The sequence below is a fragment of the Mesorhizobium sp. M7A.F.Ca.MR.148.00.0.0 genome (assembly GCF_003997735.1).
Taxonomy (GTDB): domain Bacteria; phylum Pseudomonadota; class Alphaproteobacteria; order Rhizobiales; family Rhizobiaceae; genus Mesorhizobium.
In genome coordinates, this window is sequence record NZ_RZTB01000060.1 from 1 (window position 1) to 18,818 (window position 18,818).

An 18,818-nucleotide genomic window follows, 5' to 3' on the forward strand; every position below is an offset into this window, starting at 1 on the left:
CCCCGTCACTATACGGGGAGAAGTGCCCGGCAGGGCGATGAGGGGCGGCGCCGACCTTCCAAGACTGATTTCAAATCTTCGCGTCGTGCGGCAATGGCGCCGTCGCCTTCTCCAGCCAGGCCAGCGTTTCGCCGTCGAGCATCGGGCCGATCTCGGCCAGCACGCGCGCATGGTACGAGTCCAGCCAGTGCAACTCGTCGCGCGTCAGGAGGTCCGACTGCACCAGCCTGGTATCGATCGGCGCCAGCGTCAGCGTCTCGAAGCCGTGCATGGCGATGTCTCCGCCCTCGATCTCTTGCGCCAGCGTCACCAGGATCAGGTTCTCGATGCGGATGCCGTAGGCGCCTTCCTTGTAGTAGCCCGGCTCGTTGGACAGCATCATGCCTTCGAGCAGCTTTTCGGTGCCGGTGCGGGCGATCCGCTGCGGCCCTTCATGCACGGCCAGATACGAGCCGACGCCATGGCCGGTGCCGTGGGCGAAGTCGCAGCCGTGCTTCCACAGCGCCATGCGCGCGACGGCATCGATTTCCGAACCGCGCGTGCCGGCGGGAAAGCGCAGCGTGGAAATGCCGATCATGCCTTTCAGCACCAGGGTGAAGCGTTCGCGCATCTCCTGCGTCGGCTGGCCGATCGGCACGGTGCGCGTGATGTCGGTGGTGCCGTCCTGATACTGCGCGCCGGAATCGAGCAGGAACAACTCGCCGGCCTGCAGCTTCCGGCTGGTGGCGCGCGACACGCGGTAATGCATGATGGCGCCGTTCGGGCCGGCGCCCGAAATGGTGTCGAAGGAGACATCGCGCAGCGGCATCTGCGTTTCCTCGCCGGTCTGCCGCCGCTTCTCCTCCAGCCGGGTGACCACCGATATCTCATCGAGCGATCCGGGTTTTTGCCGCTCCAGCCAGCACAGAAGCTTCGCCACGGCCGCACCGTCACGCCGATGCGCGGCGCGCGAGCCGTTGATCTCGGCCTGGTTCTTGGTGGCGCGCGGGATGCGGGCGGGGTCTGCTGCTGCAACGACGGCGCCGCCATTGGCCTCGACCAGCATGCGCAGCCGGTCGGCCGCCAGCACCGGGTCGAGCGCGATTTTCGCGCCACTCTTGGCAAGCGATGTGATCGCCGCTTCGAATTCGCCGGCCCCATGCGGCTCGGCGAGTTGGGTGAGATAGGCCGCGACCTGGCGCGAGAATTTGCGCTTATCCATGAAAAGCTGGTGCGACCCATCGGCGGCAAGAATGGCGAAGCCGAGCGCCAGCGGCGTGTGCGGCACGTCGCCGCCGCGGATGTTGAAGGCCCAGGCGATGGAGGAGGGGTCGGTCAGCACGGCATGGGTGGCGCCGTCCTTTGCGATCGCCGCCGCCAACCGCGCGAGCTTGTCCTTGGCGAGCTCGCCGGCAAAGCCGATCGGGTGAAGTTCGACCGGGGCCACCGGCGCGTCGGGCTGATCCTTCCAGATGATGTCAATCGGGTTCTTGTCGAGCGGCACCAGCACGGCGCCTGATTTGTCGGCCGAGGCCTGCAGCGCCTTGACCTCGCTGATCGTGTGCAGCCATGGATCGAAGCCGAGCCGTGCGCCCTTGCCAAGATTGTCTTTCAGCCAGACAGCCGGCGGATTGTCGACCAGGCTTTCGATCGAAAAGACGTCCAGGTCGACCTCGGTGCGCACCTGCAGCGTGTAGCGCCCATCGACAAAGACGAAGGCGCGGTCGCGCAGGACGATGGCGGCGCCGGCCGAGCCGCTGAAGCCGGTCAGCCATTTCAGCCGCGCCGAGCGGTCGGCGACATACTCGCCCTGATGCTCGTCGGCACGCGGCACGATGAAGCCGTCCAGCCCGTTGGCTTCAAGCCATTGGCGCAGGAGCGCCACGCGCGGTTTGCCGACGGCCGGGTCGCCGGCGGAATCGAAGGTCTGGAACATTGTGGGCCTCCTGATATCGGCGGGACCGTAGCCTATGGACTGGGAAATCGGAATCGATTTCCGGCTGCGCGCAACCTGCTACAGCATCGCTGGACTGACAACCGGGGGAACTTGGTCCAAGCTCGGTCGGTCCCGAGCTCAATGCTTGAGGTGGATCGTCACCCAGCCCTCGCGGTGCAAGGTTCTGACGTGGCGAAAATTCTGGCCGACATAGGCCGAGATGACCGCGTCGCGCTGGCGGTCGAGGATGCCTGACAGCACGATCGAGCCGCCGAGCGCGATGTGGCCAGCCATTTGCGGCGCCAGCCGCATCAGCGGCCGTGCCAATATGTTGGCGACGATGAGATCGAAGGGCGCGCGCTTGCCGAAGACCGGGTGGTGAAAGCCCGGCGCCGTTGCCGTTTCCACCAGTGCCTTGACGTGGTTGAGCCGCGCATTGGCGGCAGCCACCCGCACCGCCACCGGATCGATGTCGGTGGCCAGCACAGGAATATGCGCCAGCTTGGCGACTGCAATCGCCAGCACCGCGCTGCCGGTGCCGAGGTCGAGCGCATTGCGCGGATGCTCGCGCCGCACCACTCTTTCAAGCATCTCCAGGCAGCCGGCGGTGGTGCCGTGATGGCCGGTGCCGAAGGCAAGGCCAGCCTCGATCTCGATGGCGAGTTCGCCGCTGTGGCGTTTCCTGCGGTCATGCGCGCCGTGCACGAAGAAACGTCCGGCACGCACCGGCTTCAACTCTTCCAGCGAATGCGCCACCCAGTCGATGTCGGGCAGGGCCTCGCGCTCGATCGGCTTCGACAGGGAAAGGCCGGCAAGGATATCCCTCAAGCGGGTCTCGACCGCATCCACGTCGCCATCGGCATAGAGCGACACTTCGTGGATGTCCTTGTCCTCGTCGACCTCCAGGACGGCGATCGGCAGCCCTTCTTCCTCGAAGGCTGCCTCAAGCGCCGCGAAAATGCTGACGGACTCGGTCTTTCCGGTGGTGAAGTAAAGGCGCGTCTGGGTCATGAAATGGTAATCAGCCTTTCGCCGCCAGCCGCTTCAGCTTGGCGATGGCCGTATCGGCGCTTTCGCCGTAGGCGATGGTGCCGGCAAAGTCGCCATTGGCGTTGAGCAGCAGCACCGAGGCGGTGTGGTCCATCGTGTAGTCGCCGTCGCCGGTGTCGACCTTCTTCCAGTAGATGCCGAACGACTTGGCCATGGCATGGACCTTGTCGGGAGCGCCCGTGATGCCGACGATGCGGTCGGAGAAATTGCTGACATAGGCGTTCATCACTTCCGGCGTGTCGCGCTCGGGGTCGACCGAGACGAAATAGGCGTGCAGGTTCTTGCCGTCGTCGCCGAGCGTCTTCAGCCAGCCGGCCAGTTCGAACAGCGTGGTCGGGCAGACCTCGGGGCAATGGGTGAAGCCGAAGAAGACGACGCTGGGCTGACCCCTGAAGGCAGCCTCGGTGATCGGCGCGCCTTTCTGGTCGACCAGGGTGAAGGCAGCGCCGAAGGGCTCGCCGCCATAATGGCCGCGGTACCAGTCGAAGGTCAGCCAGCCGATACCGGCGGCCATCAGGACGAGAATGCCGACCAGGATAGAACGCATCATCAGAAAAGTCCGTCTGCAGAAATCGCCGCGCCGGCTCAATGCCGCGCCTGTGCGACAGTCTTAGCGGTTCGGCCTCGCACAGGCAAAGTGCCGCGTTGCCGCAACCGCAGTGGTGTCGACCTATCTGCTTGCAAAGCCGGGCTGCTCGCCCCACCTGTGACCGGCAACTCGAACCGCAGGAGGCTCCCTTGCCACGACTGATTGGGCACGGACTGATTGGGCGAAAACTGATCGGCGGCGCGTTGGCCGCGTGTGTTGTCGTTGGCGCCGGTGCCGCGGTCGCCGAGGAAGTCGGCAAGGTCGGAGTCGACTGGCTCGGCAACGACATCATCGTCGAAGCGATCAAGGATCCGAAAGTGGAAGGCGTGACCTGCCACGTCTCCTATTTCGACCGCGGCATCATCGATCGCCTGCACAAGGGCAACTGGTTCGAGGATCCATCCGATTCCTCCATCTCCTGCCGCCAGACCGGCCCGATCACGATCGGCGACATCGACATGAGCGAGGGCGGCGAGGAGGTGTTCAAGCAAGGCATCAGCCTGATCTGGAAGAAGCAGGTGGTGAACCGCATCTACGACAAGCCCAATGAGACGCTGATCTATCTCTCGCATTCGCGCCAGGTGCAGAACGGTTCGGCCAAAATGTCGGTCACCACCGTGCCGCTCTACGGCCAGAACGTGGTGTGGAGCAAAGGCAAGCCGCAATAAGCGGCGAACTCCTTTGTGCGATTGGTCGCTCCGACTTGCGGGAGCAATTGCTCGGGGGTAAAGCCGCCGGCATGGAGCGTTCCGAAAACCTCGTCCCGAAAGACCCCGAGCCGCGTATCCATCCGACCGCGGAGCTGAAGGCGTGCAAGCTCGGCCGCTATGCCTCGATAGGCGAGCGGGTTGTGCTGCGCGAGGTGAATGTCGGCGACTTCTCTTATTTTGAGCGCCACTGTGAAGCGATCTACACGACGATCGGGAAATTCTGCTCGATCGCCGCCAACAGCCGTATCAATGCGCTGGAGCATCCCATAGAGCGGCTGACCCAGCACAAGCTCAGCTACCGGCCGAACGAGTATTTTCGCTGGCTGGGCGTCGATGCCGCCTTCCGCGAGCGGCGGCAGGCAAAAGCCGTGACCATCGGCCATGATGTCTGGATCGGCCACGGCGCGGTGATCATGCCTGGGGTCGCCATCGGCAACGGTGCCGTCATCGGCGCCAACGCCGTGGTGACGCGTGACGTGCCGTCCTATGCGATCGTCGCCGGCGTGCCGGCGAAGGCTCTCCGGCCACGCTTCACTCCGGATATCGCGGCGCGGATCGAAGCTCTCGCCTGGTGGGACTGGCCGGTCGAAAAGCTGGCCAGAGCGGTTCCCGACATGCAGGCCATGCCGATCGAAGCGTTCCTCGACCGCTGGGAAAACGACGCCGTCTGACCAGTTCAAGTGCGTAGCGTTGAGACGGAGTCGGGCGACGCGCTTCAAGGCCCGCCGGACTGAAACCCCTTCCGCCATGCGGGGGTGGCGCAGCGGAAGGGGTGGAGTTAAACCGCTGTGAAGCGGAAGGAACAGGCACTCTCGCCTGCAGGGTCATTGTGACATTGGACCCATAAGGTGTGTTTTCCAGGCTATTCTCCCTATGCGTGTAGGCAATTGTACCTGGAGGTATTTGCTTGCATCGGGAACCTGAAACGGTCGCTGATTGTTCTCATCGCGCCGCAGCGTTGAGGATTTCGATAGATGGAAAAGCATTTCACCAAGGTCGCCAACTGGGTCGCCCGCATAGCCGGCCTGCCGCCGACATTCGCCCTCTGTTGCCTGATCGTCATCGTCTGGGCGGTGAGCGGTCCGTTCTTCGGCTTTTCGGACACCTGGCAGCTCGTCATCAACACGGGCACGACCATCATCACCTTCCTGATGGTCTTCCTGATCCAGAACACTCAGAACCGCGACGGCGCGGCGATCCAGGCCAAGCTCGACGAACTGATCCGGGTCGGCAAGGGCCACAACCACTTCATCGGCATCGAGCATCTGACCGAATCCGAAGTCGAGGAAATCCGCGCCAAATGCGAGCGTGCTGCAAAGCGGCATGACGAACAAATCGCCGACATGGCGGCGAAGAAGGTTGTGGCGAAAAAGCGCGGGTCGAAAAAGCAGGCGGCCTGAAGATCAGTTCTTCATGAACGCCGCGAAACTGTCCTTGTGGTCCGGGTGCCAGCGCGACAGGGCTGGGCGGTTCTCGATGATGTCGCCGATCGCCCAGGCCATGCGCTTTTCATCCAGCGGGCGGGCCGCCTCATTGTCCGGGCACAGGATGTAGAAATCGCCTCTGGTCAGGGATTCCAGCATGAAATCCACAACCTGTTCGCCGGTCCAGGCGCCGGCCGGTTTTTCCGTCGCGCCCTCGGTCAGGCCGGTAAAGGTGAAGCCGGGGATCAGAAGATGGGCAGCGACATGGGCGCCGGGTTCGTTGCGCAACGCATGCGACAGACCCTCGGTGAAGGTTTTCACCCCAGCCTTGGAGACATTGTAGGCAAGATTGCCGGGCGGCGTGGTGATGCCTTGCTTGGAGCCGGTGTTGACGATCAGACCCGGGCTGGCCGAGGCCAGCATACGCGGCGCGAAGGCCTCGACGCCATGCACGACGCCCCAGAAATTGATGTCCAGCAGCCGTTTCCAGGCATCGCCGTTTTCCCATGGCTTTCCGGGATTGTCGCCGATACCGGCATTGTTCATCAGCAGCGACACGCCGCCGAAGGCGCCGAACGCCCTTTCGGCCAGGCGGTGTACCTCATCCGCCTTCGAAACGTCGGCGGCGACGGCAAGCACGGCATCGTCGCCGGCAATCGCGGAAACGGCGCGCGAGGCGTCGTCCAGCCGCGCGCCGCCAATGTCGGCCAGCACGATCTTCATGCCCATCAGTGCAAGCCGCTTGGCGGCCGCCAGACCGATGCCGCTGGCGGCGCCGGTGATAACGGCGGCATTGCCTGGGGCAAGCGCGGGCAGGGCGGTCTGGATCTCGGCGTCGGTGATCATGGGCGATGGGTTCCTTGTTCGATGGCGCCGAACTTAGCGCCGGAACCGGCCGGCGCAAGCCTCTGCCCGCCTTGTCGGGTTGACCAGTTCGGTCGAGGCTGCGCATGTTGCCCTTTGCCTCCGCAAAAGAGATTTTGCCCTGGGGACAAAAAAACTTCAGCCTTGGGGACAAACGGAGATTTCCTGATTGACGGACTGGGTTGCAATCCTGAAAGAACAGACCGCCATTGGCGACCAGATGGGCCGCGAGGTGCCGCAGATGCTGGCCAACCCCGACATCAGCGAAACGCAGGTGAAGACGCTCTTTTCCGCCCTGGAGAAACAAGCCGAGTTCGTCGAGAAGCTGCGTATGGCGCTGGAAAAGTTCGGCCATGATTTCTCGATCATCAAGGCCGCGGAACGGCTGGAGGAGCGCTATGCCGACCTTGCCGCATCGGTGGCGGAAAAACTGAAAGCGATGCGCCGTCGGTGAATGCCTCGACCCTGCCTTTGCCCATGGATCCACCTTTGCCTGCGGTGATTGTCGAAAGACAGTAAACGTCAGCGGGTGTTGAAGAGCCAATAAGCGGCAACCGGGAAATTCCTCAACCATGTCCAAGAAAAATCCGGCATCAGTCCCTATGGCTAGGACGGTTACGGCCGCCCACCTGTTGACTTTTCTTGGCTTGGCCGCTCCCTCTTGCAGGGCAGTCTTGGCCGAAGCAGATGAACGGCCGGATTCGAATGGAGGGGACTGATGAGATTTCGTTTTCTGCTTGTGTTCGCGACCATAATGGCCGCGGTCTTCGGGACGTCCGCCGCAGCCTTCGCTTACAGCGCCCACACCACGACCAATCTCAATGTCCGTAGCGGGCCGGGAGCGGGATATGCCAGGGTCGGAACGCTGCCCGGCGGCTTCAGGGTCAATGTCACCGGCTGCCAGCCGGGCTGGTGCAGAATCCATGGCGGCGGCGTGAGCGGCTGGGCCAGCTCCGGTTATCTCGAACGCTCCCAAATCGTTCGCCCGCCAATCATCATCGTGCGTCCGCCGCATCGGCCGCCACACTGGCACAAGCCGCACCGTCCTCCGCACCATCGGCCGCACAGGCCACGTCCCGGCAAGTGCAAGATCGCGCCCGGCTTCTCCTGCAAATAGGTTCATTTGCGCCGGGTCTGGCGTGACGGGCAGGGCGGCAATCAATTGCGGCCCTGCCGCCATGTCCATGGCCTGACGGGTACTTCAGCCGTTCGGTGTTTCAGGCGAAAGGTGCGCGCGTCCGCGTGGCACCCCAAGACCGGTGTCCGGCGGCTCGCCGGCTGCCGGTCTGTTCTCGATCATGTGCGTGGTGCGCCAGCGGCCGAAACGGTAGTAGGCCGCCGCCAGTACAAGCGAGCTGATCGAACCCACCGGGAAACTCCACCACAGCGCTTCCTCGCCGATCACGCCACGCATGAAATAGGCGAAGCCGGTGCGCACGACCAGCACCGAAATGACCAGGATGATCAGCGGCGGCATCACGGCACCCGTGGCTCGTACGGTGGCAAACAGCACGATGGTTATGCCGAACAGAATGAACGACCACGAGGCGACATTGTTGATGTGGACGGCGATGTCGATCGCCGCGCTGTCGCTGCTCAGGAACAGGCTCAGCACCGAACGGTCGAAAACCGACAGAACTGCAACCAGTGCGCCGGTCAGGACCAGGTTGAAGCCGACACCGGAGGCGGCGATGCGGCCGATCCGGTCCCAGCGCCCGGCGCCGACATTTTGCGCTGCCATCGAGGACACCGCGGCGCCGATGGCGAGCGCCGGCATCTGGATATAGGTCCACAGCTGGGCAGCGATGCCGTAGGCGGCGGCGACCTGTGAGCCGTAGGAATTGACGATGCCCATCACCGTCAGTGCCGCCGCCGAAATGACGATCATCTGCAAACCCATCGGCACGCCCTTGACGACGACGATGCGAAGCAAGGTGGGATCGGGCCGCAGCAGGGCGAGGTTGGCGCCGGCCAGCCGCAGCGGATGCTTGCGCACATAGAGCACGATCAGGATGGCGATCACGCTTACCGTCTGGCCGATCAGCGTGGACGTGGCGGAGCCCGCGATGCCGAGTTCGGGAAACGGTCCGATGCCGCGGATGAGCAATGGGTTGAGCACGATGTCGAGGACGACGGCCAGAGCCATGAAGAAGAAGGGCGTGCGTGAATCGCCGGCACCGCGCAAAACGGTCATGACGAAGGACAGAAGGTTCATCATCGGCACGGCGACGAAGATGATGCGCAGATAGGAGCGCGCGAGCGGCAAGGCATCGGCCGGTGTGCCGAGCGTGTTGAGAATGGCGTCGACCCAGATCCAGCCGCAGACCGCGAGGATAACGGAAACAAGGAAGAAGAACGTCGCGCTGGTGCCGACGATGCGGCGCGCCTCGGGCAGGTCGCGGGCACCGACCGACTGGGCCACCAGGATGGTGGCCGCCATGCCGATGCCGAACACGGTGCCGAGGATCAGGAACAGGACGAGGTTGGCGTTGGAGGTGGCGGTCAGCGCCGATTCGCCGAGGAAACGGCCGACCCAGACGGCGTTGATCGAACCGTTGAGCGACTGCAGCACGTTGGAGCCGAGCACCGGCAGGGCGAACAGCAAGAGCGTGCGCGGGATCGGGCCGCTGGTCAGGTCGCCGGTGCGCCGGCGCGGGGGATTTTTTTCGTCCATGGCGGGCAGCTCGGCGAAGGTTTGTTTCAAGTCGCGTCCGCGATGATTGCCGATACAACGGAACACAGGTTGTGCCTTGATCTAATCATGTTCTCAAAGCTTCCGGAATGGGATATTGATCCTCGATGCGTGGGGCCGCATTCCTATCAGATCTTGGATAAGCCGGGGGGGTCATGTCCGATATTCCGCTGTTTTCTGTGCGCCTGAACCGGCGCGCGTTTCTCGGCGCATCCGCTTTGGGCGCCCTGGCTGTTTCGGCGTGTACAACAACAGACGTGGCGCCGCCGCCGCCGGATGCAGCACCGCCGAGCGATCCGGCTTTCGGCGATGCCGCAAGCATGTATGCGGCGCGTGTCGACGAGGGCTATCAACTGCCGGCAATCCCGGTTGCCAAGGTCGATCCGAAATTCGTGCGCCAGATCGTGGCTGATCCGACCGGGGAGAAACCCGGCACGATCGTCGTCGATACGTCTGAGCACTTCCTTTATCTGGTGCGCGAGGGCGGCACAGCTATTCGCTATGGCGTCAGCCTTGGCAAAGCCGGTTTCGGATGGACCGGCAGCGCCGTGGTCCAGGCGAGGAAGAAGTGGCCGGTCTGGACGCCGCCGCCGGAGATGATCCAGCGCCGGCCGGAACTGGCGAAATACAAGGACGGCATGCCGCCCGGCCCGCAGAGCCCGCTGGGCGCCCGCGCGCTGTATCTGTTCCGCGACGGCAGGGACACGATGTACCGGCTGCACGGCACGCCGGAGGGGATTCCATCGGCAAGAACGCTTCGTCGGGCTGCGTGCGCTTCATGAACCAGGACATCATCGACCTCTACAGCCGCGTCAACGGCCCCGCTCAGGTCTTCGTGCGTCCCAACCTGTCGGCCGCCGGCAAGATCATGGCCGTGTCGAGCAAAACCGCCGAGCCGATCGATGCGGGCGTCCCGAAGGACGCGGAGTTCTTGAAGTAAGTCTTCTCAATCAATCTGCCTGAAAAACACCAGCAATAGTGCTCCGGGCGGACGCGCCAAGCGCGCCCGTCCGTGCAGTGGTCGTTACTTCTTGGCCAGACCCGGCAGCGTGACCTGATAGACCAGGAACATGGTGTCGACATTGGCGCCGTCTTCGGCCTTGTAGGGCGCGCCGACCTGAAAACCGTCCTGGGCGAGGAAGTCGTTGTCGTTGGCGACGAACAGGAAGTAGTCGTCGGGCAGCTTCGCATCGAGCACGCTGACCACCGACATCGCCTCCCACTTCTCGGACAGGTTATCCTGGTCGTTGGGCGCGCCATTGTGCAGGCCGAAGCGGCCGAGCTCGGCACTGTCGTTGATGTCGATGAATGGCGTCAGCTTGGCCGGTGTCACCGATGGGTCGACGATGCCCTTGGGGGCGACCGGCTTGTCAGCGGCGTCGAAGGCGCCGCCGGCGATGTCGGTCGCGGTGGATAGGTCGACGACGTTGACCTGGCGATAGAGCGAGGCATCGCCCTTCAGGCCCTGGCCGTTGCCGCTGTCGCGCGCCAGCATCAGGAAGGTCTTGTCGGAGAGCGCCACGATCTCACTCTGCGCGGCGACCTTGGTCTTGCCCTTGGCATCCTTGAACACCGGCAGCGGCACGACATATTCGTGCGCCAATTTGAGGTGGGCGAGGTCGGACGCGTCATAGACCAGCGCCCTGGTGTTCTGGCGGGTCGAGCCGGAATCGCCGCCGTCCTGCCTGGCCGCCGACTGCAGCACGGCGATCAGGAACTTGCCGTCGGGCGTCATCGCCATGCCTTCGAGGCCTTGATTGTTCTGGCGGCCGGTGTCGGGATCCTTCGGATCGGGCTCGGCGGCACCGGGTCCCGGATTGTCCGAGGCGAAGTTCGGCGTGCCGTGGCGCATCGGCACCAGCGCAGCCGGTGGCTGGGTTGCCGACAGCAGATGCCCGTCGGCGGAAAACCGATAGATGTTCGGGCCGTATTCGTCGGAGATGAACATCGAACCGTCGGGCAGCCGCACGATCGCCTCGTTGTCGAGCGCCAGCTTGCCATTGTCGGCTTGCGGCAGGATCGGCATGTCGCCGCTTGCCGCGCGCACGCCGTTGAGCGGATCGAGGCCTGTGGCATCAGCCCCCTTGTCGTCGGTGAGAAGCATGGTGTCGGCGAGCGTTGCCTTGACGCCGGTCTGCTGCTGGCCGGCAGCAGGTGGCACACCTGGTGCCACCGGGGTAAACTCGATGGCGACGGTGTTGAGGCGCGGCCGGTAGTCGGTGGTGCCGACGACATTGTAGCCGCGATCCGGCAGCAGCCAGAGCGAACCTTTGTAGCCGGCGGCCTCATGCGTCCAGCCTGATGTGTCGATCGACATGCCCGAGCCCGAACCAAACGTCTCGCCGAACTTGTCGCGCTGAGCGGCCGGGATGCGGCCGACGCCGACCAGCCCTTTGTTGACAAAGCTCGTGCCGCCGACGGTCGCGGTGCTGTCGGCGAGCGCCGGCGTCAAGGCGGTGAACAAGGCCAGCGCGACGCCGAGCGACGCGGTTCGATATAGGTGTTTCATGGATAATCCTCTTTGTGACGGATGTGCCGGAGCGGCCGCGGGACGAAAAACTGAAAGAGGTGCGACATCGATGATGCCGCGCAAGCCTCCCCGAAACGCGGTCTACGGCGCGAACATGATGCTTGCGTGACAGCGCGCAGTGCATGCCGGCGGTCGACTAAAAACGATGCGCGCGCGCGGCGCTAGACACTTATGTCCAGTACATATATGCTCCAGCCTTCGGACTAACTGTGGAGGGAAGCCTTGAAGTCGCACTACCGCGCAGTCGTCATCGGGGGTGGCGTGGTCGGGGCCTCCGTCCTTTATCATCTGACCCGATTTGGCTGGAGCGATGTGGCGCTGATCGAGCGCGCCGAACTGACGGCCGGTTCGACCTGGCACGCGGCGGCAGGCTTCCATGCGCTCAACGCCGACCCCAACGTGGCGGCGCTACAGGACTACACCATCAATCTCTACCGCGAGATCGAGGCAGAATCCGGCTGGGATATCGGCCTGCACATGACGGGCGGCGTCAACATCGCCAGCGATCCCGCGCGCTGGGAGTGGCTGAAATCGGCCTGGGCGGTGTTTCAGTCGGTCGGCATCGAGACCGCGCGCCTGGTCACGCCCGACGAGATCAAGGCGATCTGCCCGATCGTCGACGTCACCGGCGTGCTAGGCGGCCTGCATGATTCCAACGAGGGGCACCTCGACCCGTACGGCACGACGCACGCCTATGCCGGCGCTGCAAAAAAGCGCGGCGCCGACATCATCCTGCGCAACCGGGTGGTCGAGTTGAAGCCGCGCGCCGACGGCCGCTGGGATGTCGTCACGGAGCAGGGCACCATCATCGCCGAGCATGTCGTCAATGCCGGCGGGCTGTGGGCAAAGCAGCTCGGCCGCATGGCCGGCGTCGATCTGCCGGTGACGCCGATGGAGCACCATTATTTCATCACTGAGGACATTCCCGAGATCGCGGCGCTGGACAGGGAAATCGGCATCGCCGTCGATCTCGACGGCTTTTCGTATCTCAGGCAGGAGCGCAAGGGCGTGTTGCTCGGCGTTTACGAGCAGAACCCGAAGCACTGGAACATGGATGGCGCGCCATGGGACTACGGCATCGAGCTGATCCCGGAAGACATCGACCGCATCAGCCCCGAACTCGCCAAGGCGCATGAGCGCTTTCCTTGCCTGGCGACGGCTGGCATCCGCAAATGGGTCAACGGCGCCTTCACCTTCACGCCGGATGGCAATCCGATCGTCGGGCCGGTGCGCGGATTGAAGAACTACTGGGTCGCCTGCGGCGTCATGGCCGGTTTCAGCCAGGGCGGCGGCGTTGGCAAGTCGCTGGCCGAATGGATGATTTTCGGCGAACCGCAGGCCGACATCTTTGGCATGGACATCGCCCGCTACGGCGCCTTCGCCGCCAACGGGGAATATCTCAGGCAGACGACGCGCCAGTTCTATTCGCGCCGCTTCGTGATGACCTTTCCCAATGAACGACTGCCCGCCGGCCGGCCGCTGAAACGTCCGGGTGCCTATGACGGCATGAGCGCGGCGGGATGCGAATGGACGGCTTCCTGGGGGCTGGAAATCCCGGCCTATTTCGCGCCGATGGGATTTGCCGAGAACACGACGCTGCGGCGCTCCAACGCCTTCGACATCGTCGGCGACGAGGCGCTGCAGGTGCGCCGTGCCGCCGGTCTCGTCGATATCTCGGCCTATTCGCGCTATGCGGTGGCGGGGCCAGGTGCGGAAGCCTGGCTCGACCGGCTGCTCGCCTGCAGGCTGCCGAAGCCGGGGCGGGCCGGCCTGGCGCCGATGCTCGGCCATGACGGACGGCTGAAGGGCGACCTCACCGTCTTCAATTGGGGCGGCGGCAGCTATTGGCTGATGGGCTCCTACTATCTCCGGGAATTCCACATGCGCTGGTTCGAGAGCTATGCGGCTGAAGGCGTCACCGTCACCGACCTCTCCGACACGATGAGCGGTTTCCTGCTGACGGGGCCGAACGCGCGCAAGATACTGGAGCGAACGACGCATCAGGATGTGTCCGGCGCAGCGCTGCCGTTCATGGCCTGCGGCACATTCGACATCGGCATGGTGCAGGCCCGTGTAGCGCGGCTGTCTATATCAGGCGAGCTCGGCTTCGAAATCAGTTGCCCCGTGACCATGCATGCCACTCTGCGCGAAACGCTGCTGGCGGCGGGCGAGGATCTCGGCCTTGCCGAAATCGGCTATTATGCACTCAATGCGCTGCGGCTGGAGAAGAGCTTCGGCATCTGGTCGCGCGAATTCACGCAAGGCTACACGCCGGGCCAGACCGGTCTCGACCGGTTCATCGCTTTCGGCAAGAGCGACTTCATCGGCCGCGAAGCTGCCTTGAAACAGCGGAAGGCGGGCGGCGGTCAAAGCCTGGTGACGCTGGAAATCGATGCGCTCGACGCCGATGCCAGCGGCTTCGAGCCGGTCTGGCATCAGGGCCGGCGCGTCGGCTTCGTCACCTCGGGCGGTTACGGTTATACGGTCGGCAAGAGCCTGGCGCTGGCTCTCCTCGACCGCGATTTCGCGGGCGAGGGCACCGCGCTCTCCGTGCATGTCGTGGGTGAGGAACGGCCGGCGCGTGTCGTCGCGGCCTCGCCTTACGATCCCGAGGGCAAGGTAATGCGGCAATGAGGAGGATTTCCGATGGTCGATGACGCGGCACGGGACGGCAGGCGCGAGCGCCGGCGTGGACGCACGGGCGAGGCCGGCAGCGAAAGCAGCCGCCGTCCCAATTACCATTCGCTGAAGAACCCGTTCCTGCCACAGCCGATCTTTTCTGATGATCAGGTGGCCGCGATTCACGAAACGGCGCTGCGGGTGCTGGAAGAGCTCGGCATCAAGGTGCTGCTGCCGCAGGCGCGTGAGCACTTCGCCAGCGCCGGCGCGCTGGTCGATCCGGACACCGACATGGTGCGCATCGGCCGCGACATGGTGACGGCGGCACTCGCCTCGGCGCCGAGATCGATCCACGCTCACGCCGGTTCGCGCGCCCGCGATCTGACGCTGGAGCTCGGCTCGATGACCTTCCTCGCCGGATGCGGGGCGCCGAACGTCACCGATCTCGAGCGCGGCCGGCGGCCGGGAACACTGGCGGATTTCGAGGACCTCATGCGGCTGGTGCAGCATTTCGACGTGCTGCATATGCTGGGGCCCTGCATCGAACCGCAGGATGTCGACAACCGCTTTCGGCACTATGCCGTCAACCGCGCGCAGCTGACGCTGTCGGACAAGCTCCCGTTCGTCTTCGCGCGCGGCACCCCGCAAGTCGAGGACGGGTTCGAGATGATTCGTCTGGCGCGCGGCCTGTCGCAGGACGAGTTTCTGGCAAATGCATATTGCTACACCGTCATCAACACCAACTCGCCGCGCCAGCTCGACATCCCGATGGCGCAAGGCATCATCGATTTCGCCCGCGCGGGCCAAATCTCCGTCATCACGCCGTTCTGCCTGGCTGGCGCGATGGCGCCGATCACGGTCGCCGGCGCGCTGACGCTGCAGCATGCCGAGGCGCTCGCCGGGCTGACGCTGGCGCAGATCGTGCGGCCCAGCGCACCGGTCGTCTACGGCTCGTTCTCCTCCAATGTCGACATGAAATCCGGCGCGCCGGCCTTCGGTACGCCCGAGCACGTCAAGGCGACGCTGGGCGCCGGTCAGCTGGCGCGCTTCACCGGACTGCCGTGGCGATCGGGCGGCGGCAGTGCCGCCAACATCTCAGACGCGCAGGCCGCGCACGAGACGCAGTTCGCGCTGTGGGGCTCGGTGCTGGCCGGGGCGACGATGTGCATCCATGCCGCCGGCTGGCTGGAGGGCGGCCTCAGTGTCTCCTTCGAGAAGCTGATCACCGACATCGAGGCGCTGCAGACGGTGGCTGAACTTTGCGCCGCGACGCCCGGCGATACCGATACGATCGGCTTCGAGGCGATCGCCGAGGTGCAGCCGGGCGGCCACTTCTTCTCGGCCGGCCACACCATGGCGCGCTACCGCACCGCCTTCTACGAACCGCTGGTGGCCGACTGGTCGAATTTCGGCAACTGGACGCAAAGCGGCTCGAAGACGGCAAGCGAGCGCGCCACCGGCGTCTGGAGGCGGGTGCTTGCCGATTTCGCGCCGTCGGCAACGGCTGCCGCCACATCAGGCGTGCTGGATGAGTTTATCGCGCGGCGCACGGCAGAGGGCGGAGCGGCGCCGGTGTCTTAAGACCGGCTCTCGCTGATCGCCCTGGTTGTGGCGCGATCCGGAACCTGCAGCGCCTCCCGCGCATTCAAGGTTGCGGCCGGTGCACTGCGGCACCGGTGTGCTGTTTGAGGGGAGGACGACATCGGCGGCCCTGCTGCCACCATCAATCGCTGTCGCGTGCGACCAGCTCCAGCGGCCAGACCTCGCGGATGATCCGCGGCCCCTGCGGGCCGGCGAAGGCGGGAAGCGAGGCCAACAGCATTTCAGCAAGCCGTTGTCCCATTGGCTCCAGCGCCGGGCGGAAGGCGGTCAACGCCGGGGAAAAATAGCGGCAGAGCGGCGTGTCGACGATGACGGTTACCGCCATGTCCTGGCCCGGCCTGATGCCCATCTCGGCCAGCGCCTTGCAGCCGCCCAGCGCCATTGCATCATTGTTGAAGATGATGGCGGTCGGCGGGGCCTTGGAGCGCATGACCTGGGGCGTTACCTTGTAGCCGCCGGCCTCGTTGATGAAGCCGGACGCGATCAGCTCCGGGTCGACCTCGATGCCGTGCCGCCGCAAGGCCTTGCGGTAGCCGGCGAGGAACAGATAGCCGAAATTGAGGTCGAGCGACGGGCGGATAGCGGCGATACGGCGGTGACCGCGCGCCACAAGGCGGTCGACGGCGTCGGCGCCGGCCTTCTCGAAATCGAGGTCGAGGGAAGGATAGGACTTGGCCCCGGAGCGACTGCGGCCGAGCGTGGCGAAGGGAAAGCCGGCTTGCGTGAGATAGTCGATGCGCTCGTCCTCGCGCCGCGTCCAGGCCAGCAGCACCGCATCGGCGCGGCGCGTCTCGACGACGCGGCGCAGGCGCTCCTGCTGGTAGTCGCCCGGCGCCCCCATGACCACGGTCAGGTCGAGCCCGCTTTCGGCAAGCCTGGCCTGCAGCCCGATCAGAAACGGAATGAAGAACGGCTCGCCATATTGCTGGTCACCGGGATGCGGCTGCAGCATGAAGGCGATCGAACGGGTGGCGCCTTGCCTGAGACTGCGGCCGGACTGGTTCGGCGAATAGTTCAGCGTCCTGGCCGCCTCGAGCACGCGCTGGCGCGTGTCGGCGTTGACGTCGGCGCGGCCGTTCAGCGCCCGCGACACCGTGCCGATCGATATGTTCAGGTGACGGGCAAGGTCGTGAATGCTGGACGCCAAGAGACTGTTCTCCCCCTTGCTTGGCTAGCACCGGTAGCCGCTGAGGCCAAGGCGACAGGACGATTTTCGCCAAGGGCCAATTGACATTCTACGCCTTCGGGTGTGTTCTCGTAAACGTTTACGGAAAAACGTTTACGGTCCTGCCGTGGATGCCGTGACGATCGGTCTGGAGGGACCGAGCGGAGGAGGAGCGCTGGATGATCGATGTCGTCCTGGTCGGCTGCGGAGCGATGAGCAAGGCCTGGCTCGATGCCATCAGGCAGATCGACGGGCTCGCCATTGTCGGCCTTGTCGATCTCGACGCCGACAGGGCGCGGGCGAGGGCGCAGGAATACAGCCTCACCAACGCCGTCATCGGCAGCAATCTCGACGCCGTGCTCGACCAGACCAAACCGCAAGCGGTGTTCGACGTGGTGGTTCCAGCCGCCCGGCGCGAAGTCGCTATTTCCGCTTTTGCCCACAATTGCCATCTGCTGACGGAAAAGCCGCTCGCCGACAGTCCGGAAAATGCGCGCGCCATCGTCGAGGCCGCTCGCCGCGCCGGGCGCATTCACGCCGTCGTGCAGAACCGCCGCTATGTCGCCAATGTCAGGCGCATCCGCAGGTTCCTGGATTCCGGCGCCATTGGTACGCCGACCAGCATCCACGCCGACTTCTTCGTCGCGCCGCATTTCGGCGGCTTTCGCGAGGAGATGGCGCATGTGCTGCTGCTCGACATGGCGATCCACACATTCGACGCCGCCCGCTATATGGTCGCCGGCGAGCCGGCCGGCGTCTATTGCCAGGAATGGGAGCCGGCCAATTCCTGGTACCGGCAGGGATCGTCGGCCAGCGCCGTCTTCGATCTCGGCCGCGGCAAGGTCTTCACCTATGCCGGGAGCTGGTGCGCCGCCGGCTTCCGCACCAGTTGGGAAAGTACATGGCGCATCGTCGCCGAGCGCGGCAGCCTGCTCTGGGACGGCAATGACGAGCTGAGGGCAGAAGCAGTGATGCCGGGCCGCGACGGAATGTTCGACAAAACCCAGCCGATCGCGGTGCCGCCGCTCGATGCGTCCGATCGCGTCGGCGGCCATCTCGGCATTCTCCAGGATTTCGTGCACGCCATCCAGACCGGCACCGAGCCGGAAACGCGCGGCGCCGACAACATCAAGAGCCTGGCCATGGTTTTCGGCGCCATCGAAAGCGCCGAGACCGGCCGCCGCGTGACAATCGCAGAGGACGCACAATGACGCCGAACCCGCTTCTCGACATCCGGATCGGCACCATGGTGCGGGCCAATCTCGACGACCCGGCGGCTTACGTCAAACAGATCCTGCCGCTCGGCTTCGAGAGCATTCAACCCTTCTTCTGGCAGACGCTTGGCGGCAAGGACCTGCCGCTTCTCGCCGGCCAGATCCGAGAGGCGATCGGCGATGCGGACGTCATCGTGTCCTCGCTCGGCGTGTTCGGCAACCCGCTGGAGAGCGGCGATGTCGATCGCGGCGTGCTCAAGGCCTGGGAAACGGTGATCGACAACGCGCATCTGTTCGGCACCTCGATGGTCAGCGGCTTCACCGGCCGTCTGCGTGGCAAACCTTTGCCGGACAGCCTGCCGCGCTTCAAGGAAGTCTGGGGTCCGCTGGCCAGGCGCGCCGCCGACAACGGCGTGCGCATCGCTTTCGAGAATTGCGCCATGG

General features: G+C 64.7%; 15 protein-coding genes and 2 pseudogenes (1 of these 17 running past the window's edge). 10 read left to right on the top strand and 7 right to left on the bottom strand.

The genetic code is table 11. The features are described 5' to 3' along the window. Positions 1 to 70: 70 nt before the first annotated feature. From EOB49_RS20750 to EOB49_RS20760, 3 genes are all read right to left on the bottom strand, one after another. Positions 71 to 1,915 (bottom strand): aminopeptidase P family protein, encoded by a 1,845-nt coding sequence (locus tag EOB49_RS20750; protein WP_127382103.1) that lies wholly within the window; start codon positions 1,913 to 1,915, stop codon positions 71 to 73. A 138-nt stretch (positions 1,916 to 2,053) separates the two neighbouring features. Next, the gene (locus EOB49_RS20755) at positions 2,054 to 2,926 is read right to left on the bottom strand and encodes a 50S ribosomal protein L11 methyltransferase (RefSeq protein WP_127382104.1); all 873 of its coding nucleotides are present in this window, start codon (positions 2,924 to 2,926) and stop codon (positions 2,054 to 2,056) included. Positions 2,927 to 2,936: 10 nt separating this feature from the next. After that, entirely contained in the window at positions 2,937 to 3,515 is a 579-nt protein-coding gene (locus EOB49_RS20760; RefSeq protein WP_127328885.1) for an SCO family protein, read from the bottom strand. Between the two features lie 188 nt (positions 3,516 to 3,703). On the opposite strand from EOB49_RS20760, the gene EOB49_RS20765 reads away from it, so the two are divergent. The 3 genes from EOB49_RS20765 (at position 3,704) to EOB49_RS20775 (ending at position 5,664) form a co-directional block, all read left to right on the top strand. Beyond that, entirely contained in the window at positions 3,704 to 4,222 is a 519-nt protein-coding gene (locus EOB49_RS20765; RefSeq protein WP_127269254.1) for a CreA family protein, read from the top strand. Between the two features lie 71 nt (positions 4,223 to 4,293). Then, a complete protein-coding gene (locus EOB49_RS20770; RefSeq protein WP_127382105.1) occupies positions 4,294 to 4,935 on the top strand; it encodes a DapH/DapD/GlmU-related protein in 642 nt (213 codons plus the stop codon). A gap of 303 nt (positions 4,936 to 5,238) precedes the next feature. Beyond that, positions 5,239 to 5,664: a low affinity iron permease family protein gene (locus tag EOB49_RS20775; RefSeq protein WP_127320442.1), complete on the top strand. Its 426-nt coding sequence runs from the start codon at positions 5,239 to 5,241 to the stop codon at positions 5,662 to 5,664. Between the two features lie 3 nt (positions 5,665 to 5,667). Here EOB49_RS20775 and EOB49_RS20780 read toward each other — a convergent pair whose 3' ends face one another. After that, a complete protein-coding gene (locus EOB49_RS20780; protein WP_127328887.1) occupies positions 5,668 to 6,534 on the bottom strand; it encodes an SDR family NAD(P)-dependent oxidoreductase in 867 nt (288 codons plus the stop codon). A 187-nt stretch (positions 6,535 to 6,721) separates the two neighbouring features. On the opposite strand from EOB49_RS20780, the gene EOB49_RS20785 reads away from it, so the two are divergent. Together EOB49_RS20785 and EOB49_RS20790 are read left to right on the top strand one after the other, a co-directional pair. Then, on the top strand, positions 6,722 to 7,006 hold the full coding sequence (locus EOB49_RS20785) for a hypothetical protein (RefSeq protein WP_127320440.1): 285 nt from the start codon (positions 6,722 to 6,724) through the stop codon (positions 7,004 to 7,006). A 264-nt stretch (positions 7,007 to 7,270) separates the two neighbouring features. Continuing rightward, a complete protein-coding gene (locus EOB49_RS20790) occupies positions 7,271 to 7,669 on the top strand; it encodes an SH3 domain-containing protein (protein WP_127382106.1) in 399 nt (132 codons plus the stop codon). Positions 7,670 to 7,753: 84 nt separating this feature from the next. Here the strand turns inward: EOB49_RS20790 and EOB49_RS20795 are convergent, their stop codons facing one another. Then, positions 7,754 to 9,256, bottom strand: a complete 1,503-nt coding sequence (locus EOB49_RS20795) for an MATE family efflux transporter (protein WP_245472770.1) — start codon at positions 9,254 to 9,256, stop codon at positions 7,754 to 7,756. 143 nt (positions 9,257 to 9,399) lie between these two features. Between EOB49_RS20795 and EOB49_RS20800 the strand changes: the two are divergent. Beyond that, a pseudogene (locus tag EOB49_RS20800) lies at positions 9,400 to 10,184 on the top strand (L,D-transpeptidase). 84 nt (positions 10,185 to 10,268) lie between these two features. Here the strand turns inward: EOB49_RS20800 and EOB49_RS20805 are convergent. Then, positions 10,269 to 11,753 carry an esterase-like activity of phytase family protein gene (locus EOB49_RS20805; protein ID WP_127382107.1) on the bottom strand — a complete coding sequence of 495 codons (1,485 nt, stop codon included), beginning with the start codon at positions 11,751 to 11,753 and terminating at the stop codon, positions 10,269 to 10,271. A gap of 243 nt (positions 11,754 to 11,996) precedes the next feature. Here EOB49_RS20805 and EOB49_RS20810 point away from each other — a divergent pair, with 243 nt between their 5' ends. Together EOB49_RS20810 and EOB49_RS20815 are read left to right on the top strand one after the other, a co-directional pair. Then, on the top strand, positions 11,997 to 14,408 hold the full coding sequence (locus EOB49_RS20810) for an FAD-dependent oxidoreductase (protein WP_127382108.1): 2,412 nt from the start codon (positions 11,997 to 11,999) through the stop codon (positions 14,406 to 14,408). 12 nt (positions 14,409 to 14,420) lie between these two features. Further along, positions 14,421 to 15,974 carry a trimethylamine methyltransferase family protein gene (locus EOB49_RS20815; protein WP_127382109.1) on the top strand — a complete coding sequence of 518 codons (1,554 nt, stop codon included), beginning with the start codon at positions 14,421 to 14,423 and terminating at the stop codon, positions 15,972 to 15,974. Between the two features lie 142 nt (positions 15,975 to 16,116). Here the strand turns inward: EOB49_RS20815 and EOB49_RS20820 are convergent, their stop codons facing one another. Continuing rightward, positions 16,117 to 17,142 (bottom strand): LacI family DNA-binding transcriptional regulator, encoded by a 1,026-nt coding sequence (locus tag EOB49_RS20820; protein WP_127382110.1) that lies wholly within the window; start codon positions 17,140 to 17,142, stop codon positions 16,117 to 16,119. A 197-nt stretch (positions 17,143 to 17,339) separates the two neighbouring features. Here EOB49_RS20820 and EOB49_RS20825 point away from each other — a divergent pair, with 197 nt between their 5' ends. Both EOB49_RS20825 and EOB49_RS20830 read left to right on the top strand, forming a co-directional pair. Beyond that, positions 17,340 to 18,371 (top strand): Gfo/Idh/MocA family oxidoreductase, encoded by a 1,032-nt coding sequence (locus EOB49_RS20825; protein WP_127382111.1) that lies wholly within the window; start codon positions 17,340 to 17,342, stop codon positions 18,369 to 18,371. Beyond that, positions 18,368 to 18,818 (top strand): annotated as a pseudogene (locus EOB49_RS20830) (sugar phosphate isomerase/epimerase) (it continues 475 nt past the right edge of the window). Before EOB49_RS20825 ends, EOB49_RS20830 begins: the two are co-directional and overlap by 4 nt.